The 15899-nt window shown below is 71.9% G+C and carries 14 protein-coding genes and 1 pseudogene; 4 read left to right on the forward strand and 11 right to left on the reverse strand.

Going from position 1 to position 15899, the window contains the following annotated elements; all coding sequences use genetic code 11:
- Nucleotides 1-2: 2 nt before the first annotated feature.
- Together ACZ3OF_RS02950 and ACZ3OF_RS02955 are read right to left on the reverse strand one after the other, a co-directional pair.
- Nucleotides 3-740 carry an ABC transporter ATP-binding protein gene (locus tag ACZ3OF_RS02950; protein WP_467302315.1) on the reverse strand — a complete coding sequence of 246 codons (738 nt, stop codon included), beginning with the start codon at nt 738-740 and terminating at the stop codon, nt 3-5.
- 122 nt (nt 741-862) lie between these two features.
- Complete coding sequence (locus ACZ3OF_RS02955; RefSeq protein ID WP_467302316.1) at nt 863-2077, reverse strand: MFS transporter; 1215 nt, start codon at nt 2075-2077, stop codon at nt 863-865.
- Nucleotides 2078-2318: 241 nt separating this feature from the next.
- Between ACZ3OF_RS02955 and ACZ3OF_RS02960 the strand changes: the two genes are divergently transcribed.
- The 3 genes from ACZ3OF_RS02960 to fdhF are packed head-to-tail and all read left to right on the forward strand — an operon-like array spanning nt 2319 to nt 7014.
- Nucleotides 2319-2576 (forward strand): SHOCT domain-containing protein, encoded by a 258-nt coding sequence (locus ACZ3OF_RS02960; RefSeq protein ID WP_467302829.1) that lies wholly within the window; start codon nt 2319-2321, stop codon nt 2574-2576.
- A 53-nt stretch (nt 2577-2629) separates the two neighbouring features.
- On the forward strand, nt 2630-4324 hold the full coding sequence (locus ACZ3OF_RS02965) for an NADH-ubiquinone oxidoreductase-F iron-sulfur binding region domain-containing protein (RefSeq protein WP_467302318.1): 1695 nt from the start codon (nt 2630-2632) through the stop codon (nt 4322-4324).
- Nucleotides 4321-7014 (forward strand): formate dehydrogenase subunit alpha, encoded by a 2694-nt coding sequence (gene fdhF / locus ACZ3OF_RS02970; protein WP_467302320.1) that lies wholly within the window; start codon nt 4321-4323, stop codon nt 7012-7014. The genes ACZ3OF_RS02965 and fdhF overlap by 4 nt, the downstream gene beginning before the upstream one ends.
- A gap of 10 nt (nt 7015-7024) precedes the next feature.
- On the opposite strand, the gene ACZ3OF_RS02975 is transcribed toward fdhF, so the two are convergent.
- From ACZ3OF_RS02975 to ACZ3OF_RS03010, 8 genes are all read right to left on the reverse strand, one after another.
- Nucleotides 7025-7882, reverse strand: a complete 858-nt coding sequence (locus tag ACZ3OF_RS02975) for a universal stress protein (protein WP_361666549.1) — start codon at nt 7880-7882, stop codon at nt 7025-7027.
- On the reverse strand, nt 7879-8559 hold the full coding sequence (locus ACZ3OF_RS02980; protein WP_467302323.1) for a CBS domain-containing protein: 681 nt from the start codon (nt 8557-8559) through the stop codon (nt 7879-7881). Before ACZ3OF_RS02980 ends, ACZ3OF_RS02975 begins: the two co-directional genes overlap by 4 nt.
- A complete protein-coding gene (locus ACZ3OF_RS02985) occupies nt 8559-8789 on the reverse strand; it encodes a phosphopantetheine-binding protein (RefSeq protein ID WP_467302325.1) in 231 nt (76 codons plus the stop codon). Before ACZ3OF_RS02985 ends, ACZ3OF_RS02980 begins: the two co-directional genes overlap by 1 nt.
- 35 nt (nt 8790-8824) lie before the next feature.
- Nucleotides 8825-10156: a 2-oxo acid dehydrogenase subunit E2 gene (locus tag ACZ3OF_RS02990; RefSeq protein ID WP_467302327.1), complete on the reverse strand. Its 1332-nt coding sequence runs from the start codon at nt 10154-10156 to the stop codon at nt 8825-8827.
- A gap of 1 nt (nt 10157) precedes the next feature.
- Nucleotides 10158-11168, reverse strand: coding sequence for an alpha-ketoacid dehydrogenase subunit beta (locus tag ACZ3OF_RS02995; RefSeq protein WP_361666544.1), 1011 nt, complete (start codon nt 11166-11168; stop codon nt 10158-10160).
- Complete coding sequence (pdhA, locus tag ACZ3OF_RS03000) at nt 11165-12103, reverse strand: pyruvate dehydrogenase (acetyl-transferring) E1 component subunit alpha (protein WP_467302329.1); 939 nt, start codon at nt 12101-12103, stop codon at nt 11165-11167. The genes ACZ3OF_RS02995 and pdhA overlap by 4 nt, the downstream gene beginning before the upstream one ends.
- Nucleotides 12104-12228: 125 nt before the next feature.
- Nucleotides 12229-14004 (reverse strand): acetate--CoA ligase, encoded by a 1776-nt coding sequence (acsA, locus tag ACZ3OF_RS03005; protein ID WP_467302331.1) that lies wholly within the window; start codon nt 14002-14004, stop codon nt 12229-12231.
- Nucleotides 14005-14027: 23 nt separating this feature from the next.
- Nucleotides 14028-14705 (reverse strand): CBS domain-containing protein, encoded by a 678-nt coding sequence (locus ACZ3OF_RS03010; RefSeq protein WP_467302332.1) that lies wholly within the window; start codon nt 14703-14705, stop codon nt 14028-14030.
- A gap of 249 nt (nt 14706-14954) precedes the next feature.
- On the opposite strand from ACZ3OF_RS03010, the pseudogene ACZ3OF_RS03015 reads away from it, so the two are divergent.
- Nucleotides 14955-15134: pseudogene (locus tag ACZ3OF_RS03015) on the forward strand (DUF1918 domain-containing protein); the annotation flags it as partial.
- A 25-nt stretch (nt 15135-15159) separates the two neighbouring features.
- On the opposite strand, the gene ACZ3OF_RS03020 reads toward ACZ3OF_RS03015, so the two are convergent.
- Nucleotides 15160-15759 carry a CBS domain-containing protein gene (locus ACZ3OF_RS03020; RefSeq protein WP_361666537.1) on the reverse strand — a complete coding sequence of 200 codons (600 nt, stop codon included), beginning with the start codon at nt 15757-15759 and terminating at the stop codon, nt 15160-15162.
- Nucleotides 15760-15899 lie beyond the last annotated feature (140 nt).

Raw genomic sequence — 15899 nt, forward strand, 5'->3', positions numbered from 1 at the left:
GGTCAGCCCATGGGGAAGTCGCGGATCGCGGCCGGGGCGGTGACGGCCTGGCGGACGTCGTCGACCAGTTGCCCGTCGCGCATCCGGATCAGTCTTGGGACGCGCGCGCCGATGGCGCTGTCATGCGTGACCAGGACGATCGTCTGGCCCTCGTCCTGGTTGAGCTCGCACAGCAGGTCCATGACCTGGTCGGCCATCGCGCTGTCGAGGTTGCCCGTGGGTTCGTCCGCCCACACGATGGCCGGGCGTCCGGCCAGGGCGCGGGCGATGGTCACCCGCTGCTGTTCACCGCCGGACATCTCGCTCGGCCGGTGCTCGACCCGGTGGCCGAGGCCGACCCGGTCGAGCATGTCCAGAGCCCTGCGACGCGCTTCACGAGGCCGGGTGCCCACGAGCAGCAGGGGCAGTTCGACGTTCTCCACCGCGGAGAAGACGGGGATGAGGTTGAACGCCTGGAAGACGAAACCCATGGTGTGGGCCCGGTGCTCCGTGCGCGCCGCGTCCGACATGGCGAACAGGTCGTGGCCGTCGACCTCCACCCGACCCCCGTCGATGTCGTCGAGCCCCGACAGACAGTTCAACAGCGTGGTCTTTCCGGAACCGGACGGTCCCATGACGCCCACCATCTCCCCGTGGCGCACGAGGAGATCCAGGTCGAGCAGGGCGGTGACCTCCACGGAGCCCGTCCGGTATATCTTCCGTACCCCGGTGGCGACAAGGAGTGCCCGGTCGGTGTTCATGCTTTCCATACCAACCCCCGGAAGGAACGGGAGGCTACGGCCATCCAGGCCCGGAAGAGGGGCCGAAGGGCCCAATCGCCGGGTCACCGAGAGGCCCCGCTCGAGCGGCTACGCCGTCGTAGTCAGGCGTCCACCGTCGCCCGGGCGCGTCGCCGGACTGCGGTGGCGGCCAGGGTTCCTGCGCCCGTGGCGGTGACGGCGAGGAGGACGAACCCCCACGTGTAGTCGTGCGCGACGCTGTCGACCGCGCCCATCACCAGGGGTGGGAAGAAGCCTCCGAGGCCGCCCGCCGCCCCGACCACTCCCGTCACCGAGCCGACCCGCTCGGCCGGGACCAGACGTGCGACGAGCGCGAAGACCGCCCCGGACCCGGCGCCCAGGCCGGCGGCCATGCCGAAGAAGGCCGCCGTTCCCACGGGGACCAGGTCCGCCTCGAACGCCGCGACCAGGGCGCACACCGAAACGAGCCCGTACGAAACCGTCAGTACGGGTACGGGATGTGCACGGTCCGACAACCAGCCGCCTACCGGCCGCATCGCCACGGCGAGGACGACGAATCCTGCGGTCCTCAGTGCCGCGTCGGAGCGGCCGAGCTCGTAGGCCCGGGTGAGGTAGGTCGGAAGGTAGACGCTGAAAGCGACGAATCCGCCGAAGGACACGGCGTACAGGAACGCCAGCTGCCAGGTGGCCGGCGTACGGACGGCCAGGGCGGTGCGCGAGTACAGCGATCCCGCCGCCGTCACGCGCCCCGGCCTGTCGCGGAGCAGGAACCAGGCCGCTCCGGCGTACACCGCGAGGCCGCCGGCCACGAGATCGAAGGGGAAGGCACGTCCGACGGCGTCGGCGAGCTGGACAGTGGTAAAGGCCGAGATGGCCGTACCTCCGGTGCCGAGGCCGAAGATTCCGAGGGCGACGCCCCGCCGTGCGGGTGGGTACCAGGCGTTGACGAACGGTACGCCGACGGCGAAGGTCGTTCCCCCGATCCCGAGGAGGAAGCCGCCCGCGAGTACCTCGGCCAGCGAGTCGGCCAGGTGGCCCAGGTACAGCACGGGGATGATCGTCAGGGCCGCGACGAGAGGGAAGACTCGGTGTGCCCCACACCGGTCCGTCAGCGCCCCCGCCGGGATCCGGCCGAGCGCGCCGACCACTACGGGCACGGCGACCACCAGCGACTGCTCGAAGGAGCTGAGGTCCAGGTCGTCCCGGAGCCGTGGGCCGAGGGGTGCCAGCAGCGCCCACGCCCAGAAACAGAGCGCGAACCCGATGGTGGCGAGGAGCAGCATCTGCCACGGCCGCGGCGTATCCGCGACCGGCCGGCTCCCCGTGTTCCGGACCATGGTGGCCTCCCGGCAGTGATCCGCATGGGCGGCTTGAGCCCTGCTGTTCCCCACCCTCTGGCAGGCCGGGACCCCGGCTCCAGGGGCCACCCGTTCCCTTCCGTGACCGACCCGGCCCCACGCCAGGGGCCGGTCGGCCCTGTGCGGGGGCGTCCCGGCCGGGCACGGTGGGAGTGTCGGACAGACCGGAGGCGGGGGTGTCCCGCTCCTGCAGGCCAGACCGCCGGGAGTGTGAGTGGCGATGATGTTCTGGTACGGCGACGGCATGAACGGATGGGGCTGGTTCGCCATGTCGGCCGGGATGGTGCTGTTCTGGGGCCTTCTCATCACCGTCGCGGTGATGCTCTTCCGCACGCTGGACCGTGCCGCGGAACGGCCTCGGGGTCTCGGCCCAGCCACGTCGGCCGAGCAGATCCTGGGCGAGCGACTGGCGCGCGGTGAGATCGACGAGGAGGAGTACCGCAGGCTCCTGACTACCCTGCGCAACGCGAAACCGTGAAGTCCGTGACCGGCCGGGATGCGGGAGGGGGCATGGCCGGTCACCCTGGGAGCATGACCGGTCGGATGCCCGAGGAGCCGAGTCCACGCCCCGACGCGCTCCGTGAGCTGACCGAACGGCACGGACACCGCGGGGGGCTGTTGCCGGCCGCGCTGGAGCGCGCCAGGTCGGGCACCGCCGAAGGGCCCGAGGCGTGGGCGCCCCAGGTCGCGGAAGCAGCCGGACTGCCGGGCGCCGCGGGGCTCGGCCCCGCCACCTTCTTCGCCGATCTCGCCGCTCCGCGCGGCGAGCGGCATGTGCGGGTGTGCACCGCGACGGCGTGCTTCGCCGCGCGGGGTGGTGAGCATCTGGCCGAGGTCGAACGCGCTCTGGGAGTGGTGGCGGGCACGGTCGACGAGACAAGCTCGACCTCGCTGCAGACCGTGCACTGCCTCGGCTACTGCTACGCGGGCCCCGCCGCCCTCGACGGCATCCTGCCTCGCATGGGCCCGGACCTGGCCGACCAACTCGGCGGGCGGACGGAACCGCGCGCGCCGGGCATTCCCGCGGCCGACACCACCGGGGCGCCCGTCCTGCTCGCCGGGATCGTGGGAGGGCACTCCGCCTGGAACGTGTGGCGCGAGGCGGTGGCCGGGCTGCGTCCCGAAGACGTACGGGAGGAGACTGCCGTCTCAGGACTGCGCGGGCGCGGGGGCGCCGGATTTCCCGTGGCAGACAAGTGGGCCGCAGCGGCGGGGAAGCCGGACACGGTCGTCGTCGCCAACGGGGACGAGGGCGACCCCGGCTCGTACGCCGACCGGCTGCTCATGGAGGAGGACCCCGAGCGCGTCCTCACGGGACTCGCCCTGGCCTGCTTCGCCTGCGGTGCCCGGCGTGGGACGGTCCTGGTCCGCTCCGAGTATCCGAGAGCCTTGGCCCGGCTGCGTCGGGCGGTGGAGCGCGCGACGCAGGCGGGGGACCTGGCCCCGTCGGTCGAGACAGCCGGTCCGCAGCCGTTCGTCGAGATCGCCGAAGGAGCCGGCTCCTATGTTTCCGGCGAGGAGACCGCCCTCATCGCCCGCCTCGAAGGCGCTCGCGGCTGTGCGCGCCCCCGGCCTCCGTACCCCACGGACCACGGTCTGTGGGACGCGCCGACCGTGGTCAACAACGTGGAGACCCTCGCGGCCGTGCCCTGGATCGTCGCCCACGGCGGAGCGTCCTACGCCCGGCGCGGCGTACCGGACGAGACCGGCACCAAACTGGTCTGTCTGTCCGAGCGCTTCACCCGGCCCGGCGCCTACGAGGTCGAGCTCGGCACTCCTGTGGGCGAGATCGTCACCCGGTTCGGCGGCGGCCTCAAGGGCGGCCGCGAGCTCGTCGCCCTCCAGATCGGCGGGCCCCTCGGCGGGTTCCTCGCCGGGACCGCGCTCGACGTCCCGCTCACCACGGCAGCGCTCGCCGAGCACGGCGCCGCGCTCGGCCACGCCGGCATGGTCGCCTTCGGCGCTGACACAGATCCGTACGAACTCCTTCGGCACGTCTGGGAGTTCGCCGCCGACGAGAGCTGCGGAGCCTGCTCGCCCTGCCGGGTCGGCACCCGGCGAGGGCTCGGACTCGCGCAGGGCCGGCGCGGGCCGGGGGAGTCCTACGAACGACTGGCACGGCTGATGAGCGAGGCGAGTCTCTGCGCCTTCGGCCGCCGCGTTCCCGCCGCCGTCCGCAGCCTGGCCCGCGCCTACGGGCCGGCCCTGGAAGGATGGGACCGATGACCCGGCTCCAGGTCGACGGCGTGTCGGTCGAACTGCCCGCCGGGTCCTCACTGCTCGACGCGGTACGTGCCGCCGGAGCCGAACTGCCCACCCTCTGCCACGACGACCGTCTCCGGCCGGTCGGCTCCTGCCGGACCTGCCTGGTCCGCGCCGACGGGCGGACCGTCGCCGCCTGCGTCACGCCCGCGACGCCGGGCCTCACCGTCGACACCGTCGGCGAGGGCGTGCGGAACCTGCGCCGGGACGCGGTCGGCCTGATCGCCTCGGCGCTCCCGCCGCACGCGCTCGCCGACAGCGCGCACAGTGAACTGGCCGAGGCGTGCCGGTCCTTGGGGATCCCGGCGGACACGGCGGCCGGTGATCCCACGCGCGGGCGGGACGAGAGCCACCCGTACGTCCATCTCGACCGCGACCTGTGCATCGCGTGCGGGCGCTGCGTCCGCATGTGCGCGGACGTCCAGGGCACCTTCGCGCTCACCCTCACCGGACGCGGAGCCGACACGGTCGTCGCACCGGGAACCGGCGGCCTCTGGGCCGACTCCGACTGCGTGTCCTGCGGCGGCTGTGTCGACGCCTGCCCGACAGGGGCGATCACCCAGCCCGGACCCGGTCAGGGCCTCACCTCGCGGCAGACCCCCAATGACCGCGTGCGCACCACCTGCGGCTACTGCGGAGTCGGCTGCACCCTCGACGTCGTCGTCCGCGAGGACCGTGTCGCTGCTGTGCTCCCCGCCCGGGACGGGCCTGTCAACCGGGGCCACGCCTGCGTCAAGGGCCGTTTCGCGTACGGATATCTCAGCTCCGCCGAACGTCTCACCGAGCCCCTGATCCGGGAGAACGGCGAACTGCGACCGGCGACATGGGACGAGGCGGTGACCCGGATCGCCGACGGCCTGCGCGCGGCCGTCCTTGACGGCGGCCCCGACTCGGTGGCCGCGATCTCCTCCGCCCGTGCCACCAACGAGGAGAACTACCTCGTCCAGAAGTTCCTGCGGACCGTCATCGGCACCAACAACGTCGACAACTGCTCCCGCCTCTGCCACGCCCCGTCAGCCGCAGGACTCACCGCCTCCTTCGGACGCGCCGGCGGCACCGACCCCTTCGACGACGTCGAGACCGCCGACTGCCTCATGGTCGTCGGCGCCAATCCCGTCGAGGCCCACCCCGTCGTCGGTGCCCGCCTCCTTCAGCGGGCACTCGCAGGGGCCGCCCTGATCGTGGCCGACCCCCGTGCCGTGGGCCTCGCGCACAGTGCCGACGTGCACCTGCGTCCGCGCCCCGGCACCAACGTCGCCCTCTTCCACGGCCTCGCCCACGTTCTCGTCGACGAAGGCATGACCGATTCGGGCTTCCTCCGCGATCGCGCGACCGGGCTGGACGAACTCTCCGACCTGCTGGCCGACTACCCGCCCGAGCGGGTCGCCGAGATCACCGGCGTCCCCGCCGACGACATCAGGAAGGCCGCCCGGCTCTACGGCCGCGCGGAGCGGCCGGCCGTCCTGTACGGACTCGGGGTCACCGAGCACCTGCACGGCACCGACGGGGTGCGGACCCTGGCGAACCTTCCCGTCCTGCGCGGCGCCGTCGGCGCCACCGGCCGCGGGTTCGGCATCAGCCCCCTGCGCGGCCAGAACAACGTCCAGGGCGCCTCCGACATGGGCGCCTTGCCCGACCTGCTTCCGGGCTACGGCCGTGTCACCGACGCGGAGGCCCGCGTTCGCGCCGAGGCGGTGTGGGGCCGGCCGGTACCCGAGCGGCCCGGCATGCGCATCCCCGAGATGTTCGCGGCCGCTCGGGAGGGACGGCTGCGGGCCCTGTGGATCATCGGTGAGGACGTGTGCGCGACCGATCCCGACAGCCGGCGGGTCGCGGAGGCCCTCGACGCCTGCCCGCTCGTCGTGGTCAACGAGCTCTTCCTCGGCGAGACCGCCCACCACGCCGATGTCGTCCTGCCCGTGGCCTCCTGGCTGGAGAAGGACGGGACCTTCGTCAACTTCGACCGCCGCTTCCAGCGCGTACGACCAGCGGTGGCTCCGCCCGGTGCGGCGCGCTCCGACTTCGAGGTCGTGCATGCCGTCGCCGATGCCCTCGGTGCCGACCTGGACTGCCCCACCCCAGCGGCGGCTCTCGCAGAGTGCGGACGTGTGACACCCCTCTTCGCCGGTCTCTCACACGAGCGGATCGACCAGGAGGGGGCTGTGCCCTGGCCCTGCCCCGCGCCGGACCTGCCTGGCGAACGCACTTTGTACGCCGAAGAGTTCGCCACGCCCGACGGGCGCGCCCACCTGTCGGCTGCGCCCTATCTGCCGCCCGGCGAGGAACCGGACCAGGACTATCCGCTGGTGCTCGTCACGGGGCGCCGATGGGCCCACTACAACTCCGGGAGCATGACCCGGCGAGGCGGCAACCTGCTCCTCGACGCCTCCGACCACCTGGACCTGACCGCCGAGGACGCCGTTCGGTTCGGTGTGCGGGACGGCACTCCGGTCACCGTCGAGAGCCGCCACGGACAGGCGCGACTCGTCGCCCGCGTCGGCACGGAACTCGCCCCCGGGCAGGTCTTCTGCGCGTTCCACTTCCCGGCCAGCGGCGTCAACTCCCTCACCTCGGAGCACGCCGACACCGTGACCTCGTGTCCGGAGTACAAGGTCACGGCGGTACGGCTGCGTCCGACGGTGTCCGACGACTGAGCGGTACCGATCAGTCGTGGGGAACGAGGGCCACGGGCACCGGGCTGTGATGCAGGACGGCGTGGGCCACGCTGCCGATGTGCGCGCCGAGCTTCGAACGGCGGGTACGCCGCCCCACCACCATGAGGGAGGCTTCCCGGGCGACCGCCACCAGTTCGAGTCCGGCCGATCCGACCGCCACGCGGGCGACCGCCTCGACGTCGGGATACTTCGCCCGCCAGGGTTCCAGCATCACCTCCACCGAACGCTTGATCTCCGGCACCATGGAAAGCCTGAAATCCGGGACCATCGCGGGCCCCATTCCCGCGTGCAGCGGGAGCTGCTGGACGTACACGACGAGGACCTGGGTGTGCCGTCGCGCGGCTTCCTCGAAGGCGAAGCCCAGCACGGAGTCCACGGGCTGCCGCACGTCGGCCCCGACCACGACGGGGCCCCGTGGAGTGCTCGCCGCGCCGGCGGCCCGCACCAGTACGACGGGTCGCTCGACGGCACCGGCGACCGTCAGGCCCACTGAGCCGATGAGGTAGCCGGCCACGCTGCCGAGCGCCCGGGAGCCGAGGACCAGCAGCTCGCCCTCCTCGGCCGCGGCGACGAGACCCGGCACGGGGCTGGAGGGCAGCACCTGGGAGGTCACGGACAGGCCGCGATGGCGCTCGCGCAGTTCACCGGCGGTGCGGGCCATCATCTCCCTGACCCACGGCTCCTCGGACTCCCACTCCACGAGAGACAGAGCGGACCCCGGTACCGGTTCCTTCGCATACACCAGATGCACGTCTGTGCCGCGCAGCAGCGCCTCCTCGGCCGCCCACTCCGCAGCTGCCTCGGCCTGCGCCGTGCCGTCCAGGCCGACCACGATGCTCCGTGTCATGATCGTCCACCTCCTCGTTCGGTGTCATCGACGTCGTACGTGAGACGGGTGCAGGAGACCGAGACCACGCCGTCCACGGTCGCGCACATGCGCTCGATCGCCGGGATCATGCCGCGGAAGGGCAGCCTGCCGCTGAGCTCCACCCGCCCGTCGCGCACCTCAACGGCGAGGGAGGTCGGTCCGAGGCGCAGCGTGTCACCGAGAACGTCCTCGACGATCTCCCGGCGGATGTCGTCGTCCTCGCGGAGGTAGATGCCCAAGAGGTCGCGACGGCTCACGATGCCCAGCAGCAGGTCGTCGCCGTCGACGACGACGAGCCGCTTGACCTTCTGGACCTCCATGAGCCGTGCCGCCTCGGCCACGGTCCACTCCGGGCGGGCGCACACGGCGGGTGCGGACATCAGCTCCTCGGCCCGCGTCCCCTCGGCCTTCGCCCGCTCCCACGCCTCCAGGGCCGGAACGGCCGGCGGGTCACCCGGTGCGGCGGCTTGGTCGGCGGTCTTGCGCAGCAGATCCCCTTCCGACACCACCCCGACCACCCGGCCCTCGCCGTCCACCACGGGAACAGCAGTCACTTGGTGTTGCGAGAGCGTGCGGGCGATCTCCTTGAACGGGGCGTCGCCGCGGACGCTCACCACCTCACGGGTCATCAGCCGGCCGATCCTGCGGTGACGCATCATTCGCTCCTTCCCTGTGCGGACGCACTGGCCTCGCCCATCAGGCGAGCGGCGCAGCCGTCCCAGGTGTCGAGGGCCGGATAGTCGTCCTCGGTGAGTTCCGTCCCGCTGAGTTCGGCGAGCGCCTCGACGAACTCGAGGAAGTCCAGCGAATCCATCTCGAACGTGTCCCGCAGGGACACGCCGGGATCGAGACCGGTGAACTCGGCGCCGGGGACGACACGCTGCACGGCTTGCCGAACGAACGCCTTTGCCTGGTCGTGGTTCACAGTTCCTCCGGTCGTTGCAGGAGCCGGTCCATGGCGATCAGGAGGCGCGCGCCGGTGGCGCCGTCGGCAGCTCGGTGATCGGCGGACAGTGTCGCCGTCAGCACGGGACGTACTCCCAGTAGGCCGTTCACGGCCACCGGCCGCTCGACGATCCTGCCGAGGCCGACGAGCGCGACCTGCGGCGGGTAGACGACCCCGAACACGGCCTCGACGCCCTGGTCGCCGAGGTTCGTGACGGTGAGACTGGGATCGGCGGTCTGCGACGCTCGGAGCCGACCGCCCCGTGCCCGTGCCACCAGGTCCTTGAGCGCGGCCATCACCTCGGCCACGGAGAGCGTGTCGGCATGGGCCAGGGCAGGGGCGACAAGGCCACCGCCCCGCAAGGAAACGGCAACGCCCAGCCGTACCTCCTCCGCCGGGACGAAGCCGTCGTCGCCCCAGTGCCCGTTGAGCTCGGGCACCTTGCGCGCTGCCATCGCGACGGCCTTAAAGGTGAGTGCGGCGGGCACCAGGCGGGCGGACAGCGGCAGTTCGCGATTGCGGGCGTGCATCCACTCCAGGGCCGCTGCCATGTCCACCGTGGTGGACAGGTAGAAGTGCGGGATCTCCCGCTTGGATCGACTCATGAGCCGGGCTGTGGCCGCCCGTGCCGGATCCGGGACGGCCGGCCGCGGTGTGCTCTCGGCGGCTGCGGCGGAACGGACATCCTCTGCACGGACCGTGCCGCCCCGGCCCGTGCCGGTCACCTCGGCGACGTCGACGCCGAGTTCTGTGGCCAGCCTCCGCGCGAGCGGTGAGGACCGAACGCGCACCGGAGCGGGACGCGCCCCGGTCGAGTCGTCGCTGCGCACCGGCTTCGCCGGCCGTGTCGTCGGCGCGGTCTTGTCGCGTTCGGGTGCTGGTGCAGTTTCCGGCTCCGGTTCCGCGTGCTCCACGTCTGCGCGTGTGATCCTCCCTCCCGGGCCCGAGCCATGGACGGCGGCGAGGTCGACGTGCCGGTCCTCGGCGAGTCTGCGGACCAGGGGCGTCGACGGCGGCGGGCTTTCGACGGGCGGTCTTTGGGCGGGCCCGCTTTCGGTGGGCAGGCTTTCGGCGGTCGTGCCGATACGTGCCAGCGGGGTGCCCACCGGCACGGTGGTGCCCTCGTCGACGAGGAGGGCGTCGACCGTACCGCTCTGGAAGCACTCCACCTCGATCGCGGACTTGTCGGTCTCGACCACTGCGATGACGTCGCCCCGCGTCACCTCGTCCCCCGGGCGCACCAACCACTGGGAGAGCGTGCCCTCGTCCATGTCGGCGCCGAGCGACGGCATCGTGAACTCGGCCATCTCAGCTCACCACCCGGCGCGCCGCCGCCACGATTCCGGTCGGCTGGGGGAGTGCCGCCTCCTCCAGACGACGGGCATAGGGGATCGGGACCTCCGCGCTGCACACTCGTTCGACAGGCGCGTCGAGTTCGAAGAACGCCTGCTCGTAGATGCGCGACTCGATCTCGGCGGACAGACTGCCGCTGCGCCAGCCTTCGTCGACCACGACGGCCCGGTGGGTCCGCCTGACCGAGCCGACGATCGTGGTGTCGTCCAGGGGCCGCAGCGTCCGCAGGTCGACGACCTCGGCGCTGATCCCCTCCCCAGCCATTGCCTCTGCGGCTTCGAGAGCTTTGGACACACAACCGCCGTACGCGACGACCGTGACGTCGGCGCCCTCGCGGCGGACGGCCGCGCGGTCCAGGTCGACACCATGGACCGCCGGATCGAGCATGCCGGCCGTGTTGTAGAGGCTGCCGTGCTCGAAGAGCAGCACCGGATCGGGGTCGGCCAGCGCGGCCGACAGCACGTGGCGGGCGTCGTCGACCGTGGCCGGCGCCAGGACACGGAGGCCGGGGATGTGGGCATACCAGCCTTCGAGGCTGTGGGAGTGCTGGGCGGCCAGCTGCCGACCCGCGCCCGTCGTCATGCGGATCACCAGCGGCACACCGAGCTGTCCGCCGGACATGTGCCGCAGGGTGGCTGCGTTGTTGAGGATCTGGTCGAGGGCCAGCAGGCTGAAGTTGACCGTCATGATCTCGACGACAGGTCTCATCCCGGCCAGGGCGGCGCCGATACCGGCTCCGACGAACGCGGACTCCGACAGGGGCGTGTCCCGGACACGATCGGGTCCGAACTCCTCCAGGAGGCCGAGGCTCACCCCGAAGCAGCCGCCGTAGCGGCCCACGTCCTCGCCCATGAGGAAGACCCGGTCATCCGAGGCCAGGGCCTCGCGCAGACCCTCCCGCAGGGCCTCCCTGTATGTGGTGGTGCCGTCGTCGGGATGCGCCCGCGGTCGCGTACGCGCGCTCATGACGGAGCCCCCTCGTGCCGGCCGGTGACATGGAGCAGCAGGTCTTCAGCCGGCTCCTCGGGAGCCCGTTCGGCCGTCCGCACGGCTCGGTCGATCTCCTCCATGACCTCGTGGTCCAGGGCCTCTTGGGCGTCCGTGTCGAGGAGACCGGCCGCACGGATGCCACCGGCGAGGCTCGTGACAGGGTCGTGCCGCTTCCACTCCTCGATCTCGTCCTTCGCCCGGTATCGGTCCGGGTCGTACATCGAGTGCGCACGGAACCGATACGTCCGCATCTCCAGGAAGTGCGGTCCGTTGCCGGCGCGGATGGACTCGACCGCCCCGCGCGCCGCCTTCTCCACGGCGTGTACGTCCATGCCGTCCACGGCCCAGGCCGCCATGCCGTACGAGGCGGCCCGCATCGCGAGGTCCGTCTGGGCGTGCTCGCGGGCGAGAGCCGTCCCCATCGCGTACAGGTTGTTCTCACAGACGAAAAGCACGGACAGTCCCCAGAGCGCCGCCAGGTTGGCGGTCTCGTGGAACTCGCCCTCGGCGAAGGCCCCGTCACCGAAGAAGCAGCAGGTCACCCGGGACTCGCCGCGCATCCGGTCGGCGAGCGCCAGACCGGCCGCGAGCGGCAGCCCGCCGCCGACGATCGCGTTGCCGCCGTAGAAGCGACGGTCTGCGTCGAAGAGGTGCATGGAGCCACCGCGGCCGTGACTGCAGCCGGTGGTCTTCCCGTACATCTCCGCCATCACGGCCTCGGGCGGTACCCCTCGGGCCAGCGCGTGGCCGTGTTCGCGGTACGTGGAGACGACCGCGTCCGCCTCATCGAGCGCCTGGTGGACGCCGACCGCCACCGCCTCCTCGCCGATGTACAGGTGGACGAAGCCCCGGATCGCCGCCGTGCTGTACAGCTCGACGCACCGTTCCTCGAACCGCCGGATGAGCAGCATCTGCCGCAGGAGGTCCAGGTCGTGGGCCGCCGCAGGAGTGCGGGAGGGCGTCGCGGGTCCACGAGCGCGACGGGGGCGCTTTGTTGGCGATGCCTTGGCGGACGTGCCGCCGTGTGCGGTGGCCATCACGACTCCTTCCCGGACATGTCGGCCGTCCCGGCCGGTTCGGGTGACTCCAGCGTCGACACATCGCCCTCGGGCAGGCCCAGTTCGCGGGCCCGGAGCAGGCGGCGCATCACTTTTCCGCTGCGGGTGTGGGGCAGATCCTCGACGAACTCGATCTCCCGGGGGGCGATGGCCGGGCCGAGGCGCCGACGGGCGAACGCCATGACGTCGCGCCGCAGTTCGGTGTCGGGCGGATACTCGGGGCGCGGCAGCACGAACGCCTTGACGATCGCCCCGGCCAGCGGGTCGGGGCGTCCGATGACACCGGCCTCGGCGACCGCCGGATGCTCCATGAGCGCGCTCTCCACCTCGAACGGCCCGATGAGGTGCCCCGCGGACTTGATGACGTCGTCGGCCCGGCCCACGAACCAGTACCAGCCGTCGGCGTCGCGGCTGACCAGGTCGCCGGTCATGTACCACCCGTCTGCGAAGCACGCCTCGTAACGGCGCGGCTCGTGGAGGTAGCCGCGGAACATCGACGGCCAACCCGCCCGCAAGGCGAGCTCGCCCTGAGCACCCGGATCCTGGAGGATCCGGACGTGCCCGCCGGCGACCGCGGCCCGGCCGTCCTCGCCGCACGCCAACACGGCCGCCTCGACACCGGGAAGCGGTCGGCCCATCGAACCGGGCCGCACGGGATCGGCCGCGAAGTTGGCGATCATGATCGCCCCCGTCTCGGTCTGCCACCAGGTGTCGTGGACCGGTAGCCCGAGTGCCTCCCGGCCCCAGTGCACGGCCTCGGGATTGAGCGGCTCGCCGACGCTCGCGACGAACCGGAGCGCGGAGAGGTCGTGGCGCGCGGCAGGCGTCGGGTCGCCGCTGCGCGGTGCGGCCCGCATGAGCATGCGCAGCGCGGTGGGAGCCGTGTACCAGACGGTGACGTGCTGGTCGGCGAGGGTCCCGTACCAGCGAGCGGGGGCGAAGTCCCCTTCGTCGACGACGGTCGTCACCCCGTGGGTGAGCGGGGCGATGATGCCGTACGACATGCCGGTGACCCAGCCGGGGTCGGCCGTGCACCAGAAGACGTCGCCCTCATGCAGGTCCAGGGCGTAGGCGGCGGTGACGCGATGGGCGAGGACCGCCTCGTGCACGTGTATCGCGCCCTTGGGGGTGCCCGTCGTGCCGCTGGTGAAGTGCAGCAGGGCCGGCTCTGCCGGATCGGTCGGTCCCACGGTGTACTCGTCCGGCGCGGCGGACGTGAGAGCGGGGAAGGAGAGGGTGTCCGGGGGCGGGGCGGTCCCGGGGTCGAGAAGCAGTACGTGGCGCAGGTGCGGAAGACGGGACCGTACCGGGGCCACCTTGCGCTCGTACAGCTCCCGGGTCGTGACCAGAGCCCTGGCGTTGCCCAGCTCCATGCGCAGTGCGACGGGTTCGGGTCCGAAGGCGGTGAACAGAGGGCACAGGACTCTTCCGGCACGCAACGTTCCGAGGACGGTGCTGTACAGCTCGAACCGGCGGCCGAGCAGGGTGAACACCCGCCCGCCGCGTTCCGTGCCCAGCATCTCCAGCACGTGCGCGAAGCGGGAGCTCTCGGCCGCGAGCCGGGTGAAAGTCACCGTCTGCATCGATCCGTCGCGGGTGATGCAGCGCAGCGCGACGCGTTCGCCGTGGCCCTCGTGCAGGTGCCGATCGACCGCCTCGTACCCGATGTTGATGCCGCCGTCCGGTAGCCCGGCGAGCCGGGACCGCTCGCGTCGCCAGGAGAACGTGGCCCGGGCGCTGTCGTAGTCGGGCATGACAGGTGCCACCCACAGGGCGTTCATCGCGGTGGCTGCGCGTCGAGCGCGAGGTTGTCGTAGGAGTATTCGATCGATTCGTGCAGGGCGACGACTCCGTCGACCGAGCGGCAGAGCCGCACGATCACGGGGATGTCGGCGCGCTCGTCGACCCGGCCCGTCAGCCTGACGACTCCGTCGTCGACGGTCACACGGATCGTGTCGGGGGCGAGGCGCAGAGTGCCGGCCAGGACGTCGTGCTCGATCTCGTCACGGATCGCGGTGTCACCGCGCAGGAAAGGCCGGAGCAGGTCGCTGCGGCTGATGATCCCGACGAGCCGATCGGTCTCGTCGGTGACGGGAAGCCGCTTCACCCCCTTGCGGTGCATCGTCCGGGCAGTCTCGACGAGATTCCAGTTCGGCTGTGCCGCGATGGCGGGCGAGGTCATCAGCTGGGCGGCCGTCTCCGCATCGGGCAGCCCTCGCTCCTGGGACAGCAATCGGACGCCCGCTGGGCGGCCCTCCAGATCGGGGAGCTCGGCGGTGGTCCGCAGCAGGTCGGCCTCCGAGACCACGCCGAGCAGACGTCGGTCCGGGTCGACGACCGGGACCGCCGAGACGTCGTTCTCGGCGAAGAGACGGGCGATCCCCTTGAACGAGGTCTCTGGGGCGGCGGTGACCACGTCGTGGGTCATCACCTCGAAAACCGTGCGGTGCTGCATGACGGTCCTCCTTCACGGGGCGCGACGGCCCCGGTAGATCTCACCCTGCTGCGAGAAGCCCACCCGCGGGCAGTGCCGAATGGTCCCCTTCCGGGACTGTTCGCCCCTATGACCGTCGGCCCACCGGGACGCACGGTGGAAGGCGAGAGCGCCGGTCTCGGGAGGGCCGCGGCCGGGCGCGCGGGCCGGGAGGCGAGAACAATGACTGCGACCGGAACTCGGCAGGGCCAGGAAAAGCCACGCGCCGGGCTGTGGGCTCGCGTCGGCGACCGGCTGATCGTGGGCGGTGCCACGGTCGGCGACGAGGGGCGTGACGGTGAGATCGTCGCGCTCCACCACGCGGACGGCACTCCCCCCTTCGACGTCCGATGGTCGGACACGGGCCGGGTCACCCTGGTGTTCCCGGGCCCGGACGCGCGGGTCCAGCACTTCCCGCCGCATGACACGAAGGCCGCTACGCGGTCGTGAACTCCGCGGCCGCGTCCACCACGCCGGGCACAGCCCGTGTCAGCCGCAGGGCCAGATCCGAAGGTACGGACTGGGGCAGGCGTCCGGTGAGCGTCACCGCGCCGTCTGCGACCCGTACGGTGAGTGCGGCGTCGCCTTCAGGAATCAGATGCGTGAGGAGTTCGTGCCTCACGTCCTCGGCGAGTTCGGCGTCGGAGCGTAGGTAGACCTTGAGCAGGTCGCCCCGGCTGACGACGCCGACCGGGCGGCCGTCCTCGTCCACCACGGGAAGCCGCGTGAGATGGCCCCGTCCCATGAGCCGCGCGGCCCCCGCGATCATGGCACCGCGCGGCACTGTGACGGCCGGCGACGACATCAAACTGCCCGCCGTCACCGATCCCGCGCCGTCCCCGTCCTCCCCCGGAACCTTGCCGAGTACGTCCGCCTCGGACACCACGCCGACCACCCGCCCCTCGGCAGACAGCACGGGAACCGCGCTGATGCCCCAGCGCCGCATGGAACGGACGATCTCCTTGACCGGTGCGTCGAGCCTGGCGGAGACCACCGCATGGGTCATCACGTCGTCGACGGTACGTGGGTGCTTCATGACCGGCCTCCGGTACGTCTGCGCCCCGAGTCCTGTTGCCGCGAGGGTGTCGCCACCGGGCGGCGGACGGCAAGGGCCGAAAGGGGCACGTCGGGACCCGTGCAGCCCTGGCACGGACCGTCGACCGGTGCTTTCCTGAA

The organism is Streptomyces sp. NPDC022552, from assembly GCF_055561875.1.

What these genes read in the sequence shown, in the direction of transcription:
- ACZ3OF_RS02950 (WP_467302315.1), bottom strand. Translation starts at nt 740, where the DNA reads ATGAACACCGACCGGGCACTCCTTGTCGCCACCGGGGTACGGAAGATA.
- ACZ3OF_RS02955 (WP_467302316.1), bottom strand. Translation starts at nt 2,077, where the DNA reads ATGGTCCGGAACACGGGGAGCCGGCCGGTCGCGGATACGCCGCGGCCG.
- ACZ3OF_RS02960 (WP_467302829.1), top strand. Translation starts at nt 2,319, where the DNA reads ATGATGTTCTGGTACGGCGACGGCATGAACGGATGGGGCTGGTTCGCC.
- ACZ3OF_RS02965 (WP_467302318.1), top strand. Translation starts at nt 2,630, where the DNA reads ATGACCGGTCGGATGCCCGAGGAGCCGAGTCCACGCCCCGACGCGCTC.
- fdhF (WP_467302320.1), top strand. Translation starts at nt 4,321, where the DNA reads ATGACCCGGCTCCAGGTCGACGGCGTGTCGGTCGAACTGCCCGCCGGG.
- ACZ3OF_RS02975 (WP_361666549.1), bottom strand. Translation starts at nt 7,882, where the DNA reads ATGACACGGAGCATCGTGGTCGGCCTGGACGGCACGGCGCAGGCCGAG.
- ACZ3OF_RS02980 (WP_467302323.1), bottom strand. Translation starts at nt 8,559, where the DNA reads ATGCGTCACCGCAGGATCGGCCGGCTGATGACCCGTGAGGTGGTGAGC.
- ACZ3OF_RS02990 (WP_467302327.1), bottom strand. Translation starts at nt 10,156, where the DNA reads ATGGCCGAGTTCACGATGCCGTCGCTCGGCGCCGACATGGACGAGGGC.
- ACZ3OF_RS02995 (WP_361666544.1), bottom strand. Translation starts at nt 11,168, where the DNA reads ATGAGCGCGCGTACGCGACCGCGGGCGCATCCCGACGACGGCACCACC.
- pdhA (WP_467302329.1), bottom strand. Translation starts at nt 12,103, where the DNA reads ATGCTGCTCATCCGGCGGTTCGAGGAACGGTGCGTCGAGCTGTACAGC.
- acsA (WP_467302331.1), bottom strand. Translation starts at nt 14,004, where the DNA reads ATGCCCGACTACGACAGCGCCCGGGCCACGTTCTCCTGGCGACGCGAG.
- ACZ3OF_RS03010 (WP_467302332.1), bottom strand. Translation starts at nt 14,705, where the DNA reads ATGCAGCACCGCACGGTTTTCGAGGTGATGACCCACGACGTGGTCACC.
- ACZ3OF_RS03020 (WP_361666537.1), bottom strand. Translation starts at nt 15,759, where the DNA reads ATGAAGCACCCACGTACCGTCGACGACGTGATGACCCATGCGGTGGTC.